3 protein-coding genes are annotated in these 4,701 nt (G+C 72.4%); all 3 read left to right on the plus strand.

The genetic code is table 11. The features are described 5' to 3' along the window. The first annotated feature begins 335 nt into the window (after positions 1 to 335). The 3 genes from ACFXA3_RS35955 (at position 336) to ACFXA3_RS35965 (ending at position 4,549) form a co-directional block, all read left to right on the plus strand. Positions 336 to 1,088 (plus strand): TIGR03089 family protein, encoded by a 753-nt coding sequence (locus tag ACFXA3_RS35955; protein ID WP_385194195.1) that lies wholly within the window; start codon positions 336 to 338, stop codon positions 1,086 to 1,088. Between the two features lie 270 nt (positions 1,089 to 1,358). Beyond that, positions 1,359 to 2,567, plus strand: coding sequence for an LCP family protein (locus ACFXA3_RS35960; protein WP_385194197.1), 1,209 nt, complete (start codon positions 1,359 to 1,361; stop codon positions 2,565 to 2,567). Between the two features lie 224 nt (positions 2,568 to 2,791). Beyond that, the gene (locus tag ACFXA3_RS35965; RefSeq protein ID WP_385194199.1) at positions 2,792 to 4,549 is read left to right on the plus strand and encodes an LCP family protein; all 1,758 of its coding nucleotides are present in this window, start codon (positions 2,792 to 2,794) and stop codon (positions 4,547 to 4,549) included. The last annotated feature ends 152 nt before the right edge of the window (positions 4,550 to 4,701 follow it).

Genomic DNA, 4,701 nt, shown 5'->3' on the forward strand with positions numbered 1-4,701 from the left:
GGGGGGCGGGGGCGGGCGGGGGCGGGGGGGGGCCCGCGGCCCGGGGGGGGGGGGCGCGGGGGGGGGGCCGGGGGGGGGGGGGGGCGGCCCCGCCCCCCGGGCCCCCCCCCCCGCGGCCGGAGTGGAGAGCGCGAGCGGCAGGGCCAGGGCGGCAGCCGTCGCGACACCGATCGAGGAAGCAAGGAATCCACGCATGGAAGCGATGCTGGGCACAGTCACCACGAAGCGCCATCGGAGAACTGACGGTCCGTCCGATCGGGGCCGGGCGTTTCCTCGCCCGTCCGGAGGAGCCGATGCCCGCCGTACGGGCGAGGGCCCCGCGTAGGCTGGGGCGGGTGAACGCCACTGACCGCACCCCTGCCGACCTGCTGCGATCCGCGCTCGCCGCCGATCCGGGCCGCCCGCTCGTCACCTTCTACGACGACGCCACGGGCGAACGCGTCGAATTGTCCGTCGCGACCTTCGCCAATTGGGTGGCCAAGACCGCCAATCTCCTCCAGGGCGACCTGGGCGCCGAGCCCGGGGACCGGCTGGCGCTGCTGCTGCCCGCGCACTGGCAGAGCGCCGTGTGGCTGCTCGCCTGCCACTCGGTCGGGGTCGTGGCCGCGGTGGACGGGCAGCCGGGCGACGCCGATCTCGTCGTCAGCGGGCCGGACGCGCTGGAGCGGGCCCTGGAGTGCGGCGGGGAGCGCGTGGCGCTCGCGCTGCGGCCGCTGGGCGGGCGGTTCCCGCAGCCGCCGGCCGGGTTCGCGGACTACGCGGTCGAGGTGCCGGGCCAGGGCGACCGGTTCGCCCCCTTCGTCCCGGTGGACGCCGGTGGTCCCGCGCTGATCGTCGGCGGCGAGGAGTTCACGCACGCGGAGCTCGTCGCGCGCGCCCGCGAGGACGCGGCGGAGCTCGGCCTCGGCGAGGGGTCGCGGGTGCTGTCCGGGCTGGGGTACGACACCTGGGAGGGACTGTCCGCGGGGCTGTACGCCGCGCTGGCCGCGGGTGCCTCCGTCGTGCTCTGCCGGAACCTGGACCGGCTGCCGGCGGACGCGCTGGCGCAGCGGACGCAGAGCGAGCGCGTCACCCACACCGCCGCCTGAGCCCGGGGCCGTCCCCCGCCGCCGGCCCCTCCCCGCCACACCCCGCCTCGCGGCCGCCAGCCTCGCCCCGCCGCCCGCCGTCACCCCGCCCGGCTCCGGCCGCTCCGTCCGGCGATTTGTCACCCGGACGGGTCTAGACAAGGCCCTGCCCCCGGGCCGTACCGGCGGGGCGGGGGCACGATCGGCAGAGGCCGTGTCTCCACCCGTACGGCCCGCAGGGTCACCGACGCAGCGGACGCAGTGCCGATGCGGTGAGGGGACGGAACGCGAGTGAGGGACAGTGCAGGCATACCGGGCGGCACCGAAGCGGCCGGAGGCTCCCCGAAGCCCCCGCGCAGCCGCCGGCGCCGTCTGCTGCGCTGGATCGCCCTCGGGCTGGCCCTGCTGGTGCTGTGCGGGGCGGGCGTCGGCTGGTGGATCTACCGCAAGCTCGACGCGAACATCACGGAGGACACCTCCGCGGCGGCGGAGCTGGAGCGCTACGAACGCGAGCGCCCCGCCCATGCCGCGGGCGGTTCGCAGAACATCCTGCTGATCGGCTCGGACTCGCGCTCCGGCAAGGAGAACGCCCGCTACGGGCAGGACCGGGGCACCGAGCGCTCGGACACCGCGATCCTGCTGCACCTGCCGGCGGACCGCAGGAGCGCGACCGCGGTGTCGATACCCCGGGACCTGATGACGCAGATCCCCTCCTGTCTGACGGAGAACGGGAGCCGCACCACGGAGCGGCTCGCGCAGTTCAACTGGGCGTACCAGTGGGGCGGGGCCGCCTGCACCATCCGTACGGTGGAGAAGCTCACCGGAATCCGCATCGATCACCACATGGTGGTGGATTTCGGCGGGTTCAAGAGGATGGTCGACGCGGTCGGCGGGGTGGAGATCTGCCTCAAGGAACCGATCTCGGACCCCGAGGCGAAGCTGAAGCTGCCCGCCGGCCGGCAGACCCTGCACGGGGAGCAGGCCCTCGGCTTCGTCCGGGCCCGCTACAGCCTGGGCAACGGCAGCGACACCGAACGGATGGCGCGCCAGCAGCAGTTCCTCGGCTCGCTGGTCAGGAAGGTGCAGAGCAACGGGGTGCTGCTGAACCCGGGCCGGCTGTACCCGCTGCTGGACGCGGCGACCTCGTCGGTGACCACGGACCCGGGGCTGGCCTCGCTGCGCGACCTGTACGAACTGGTCCGGGGCGTCCGGGACATACCGACCGAGCAGGTCAAGTTCCTTACGGTGCCGCGCCGCCCGTACGCCGCCGACCCGAACCGGGACGAACTGGTACAGCCGGCCGCGGCCCAACTGTTCGAGCAGCTGCGGATGGACCGTCCGGTGACGGTGGCCCCGCGGACGGCCGAAACCGAACAGGCCCCGCAGACGGCCCGCGCGGCCGAGGGCGAGGCCTCCGCGGCCCCGCCGGGAACCGGATCCGTCCCGACGCCCGTCCCCACCTTCACGGGGACCACGGCGGACACGGCCGATTGCCGGTAAAGCAATCCCAAAAGCCGGTGTCCGAACCGAACGGCTTGAGTTCTTTGCCCCGTTATAAGGGGAGTGGAATTTGTCACCACCATGGTTTGCGCTTGACCAGGGCGGATAAGGTGAGCGATCCGGTGCCCCGGCCAGAAAAGAGGCCGTGCACCAGCAGCCGGATCGTTGACCGGGCGCCTTGGGGGAGGCGCGTCGCGAGGCACCGACGGAGGATTCGAGCAACCGTGGATGCGCAAAGCCGTGGGCGGGCGGACGAGATCGACCCCGCCGACCAGTGGGTACTCAATCCCCGCACCGGCAACTACGAACTGCGACTGGACCGCTCCGCTGCGCAGCAGCAGCCCTCCGTCGCGGCTCCCCGCAGACCGTCCTCACGGCGCACCAAGGCGCCCGGCTCCCCCGGCTCCCCCGCCTCCCCCAAGGCCCCGTCCGCACCGGCGGTTCCCTCGCCGCGGCGAGGCGAGGGCCCGCCCGGGCGGCGCGGCGGGCGTCCGCGCAAGGGCGGCGGAGGCGGTGGCCGGCGCAAGAAGCTCCTCGTCATCACCGGCGGCACCCTCGCCTTCCTGCTGGTCGGCGGTTCGCTGGGCGCGTACCTCTACTACAACCACCTGAACGGCAACCTCAAGGTCACCGACGTCGGCGACGCGGGCACGGGCGGGTTCAAGAAGGACCAGCCCATCAACATCCTGGTCATCGGCACCGACAAGCGCAGCGGCGCGGGCAACGAGGGCTACGGGGACGCGGAGAGCGTCGGCCACGCCGACACCACGATCCTCTTCCACGTGTCCAAGGACCGCAGCAACGCCACGGCGCTGTCCATCCCGCGCGACCTGATCACGAACATCCCGGCCTGCCCGACGAAGCAGCCCGACGGTTCGACGAAGACCATCCCCGGCCAGAAGGGGACGCGTTTCAACGTCAGCCTCGGCCAGGAGGGCCGCGACCCGGGCTGCACGATGCGCACGGTGAAGGAGATCACCGGGATCACCGTCGACAACTTCATGATGGTCGACTTCAACGCGGTGAAGGTGCTGAGCACGGCGGTCGGCGGCGTTCCGGTCTGCCTCGCGAAGGCCGTGGACGACAAGGACTCCAAGCTCAAGCTGGACGCGGGCGAGCACCGGCTGCAGGGCGAGGAGGCCCTGGCCTTCGTACGGACCCGGCACTCGTTCGGCAACCACGGCGACCTCGACCGGATCAAGACCCAGCAGCAGTTCCTGAGTTCGATGATGCGCGAGATGAAGTCGAAGGAGACGCTGACCAGTCCGAAGAAGTTCTTCTCCCTCGCGGAGGCGGCCACCAAGTCGCTGACCGTCGACTCGGGCATAGGGTCCATCGACAAACTCACCAACCTGGCCGGTGAGTTGAAGGACATGAACCTGAAGAACATCACCTTCACCACGCTTCCGGTGCTCGACAACCCGGCCGAGCCCGAGGGTCAGAAGGCGACCGTCGTCATCGAGCACGCTACGGCCGACCCGCTGCTGAAGATGATCCAGGGCGACGTCTCCCTGACGGAGGTCGAGAAGAAGGAGCAGGCGGCGAAGGAAGCGGCCGACGCGGAGGCCCAGAGCAAGGCGAACGCCCTGCTCCAGGGCAACCGCGCACCGGCCGGCGACGTACGGGTGGACGTCTACAACGGCGGCGGCCCCAGCGGCTCCGCGTCCACCACGCTGACCTGGCTGCAGAACAGCAAGGGCGTGAACAAGGCCAGCAACCGGGGCAACGCGCCCGCCAAGGTCGACACGACCCAGCTGGAGTACGCGCCCAACCAGGCCGACCAGGCCCGGGCGCTGGCCGACATGATGGGGCTGCCGGCCACCGCACTGAAGATGGGCTCGGCGGACGCCGCGCCCAAGACTCCGATGAAGCTGACGCTCGGCTCCGACTTCAAGGGGGCGGGGATCTCGCTGACGGCGCCGCAGAAGGCACCGGACGACATCCAGCGGGTCGAGGCCGACAAGACGGTCTGCGCCAAGTAGGCCCGCAGCACAGAACAGGACCGAGCAGGACGGCAGGCGGGACGGCCCGGTGGACCGGGGCCGGGGGGGCGGGGGGGGGGCGGGGGGGGGGGGGGGGGGGGCCCCCCCCCCCCCAAAGAGAAGATGGGGGGGGGTGGTGGGGAGAGAGGGGA

Source organism: Streptomyces sp. NPDC059456, from assembly GCF_042750055.1.
Taxonomy (GTDB): Bacteria; Actinomycetota; Actinomycetes; order Streptomycetales; family Streptomycetaceae; genus Streptomyces.